The 233-nt window shown below is 69.1% G+C and carries 1 protein-coding gene; it reads left to right on the top strand.

What is annotated here, in order from left to right:
* The coding region (locus tag EXE45_RS19090; RefSeq protein ID WP_137695207.1) for a PAS domain S-box protein at positions 1-233 on the top strand (233 nt) is incomplete at both ends.

A 233-nucleotide genomic window follows, 5' to 3' on the forward strand; every position in this document is an offset into this window, starting at 1 on the left:
ACCGCGCGGCTGGAGGCCCTCTTCGAGCGCTCGCCGGACATGATCGACATCCACGACGAGGCGGGGTCGATCGTCGACGCCAACCGCGCGATGACCGACGCGCTCGGGTACGACCGCGAGGAGATAGTCGGGATGGACGTGTGGGAAGTCGACGCCGAGCTCGACCCCGAGGAGGGGCGGCGGCTCTGGGAGGGCCTAGAGATGGACGAGACGGTCCGGCTGGAGACGACGTT

This window comes from Halorubrum sp. SP9 (assembly GCF_005435015.1).
GTDB lineage: Archaea > Halobacteriota > Halobacteria > Halobacteriales > Haloferacaceae > Halorubrum > Halorubrum sodomense.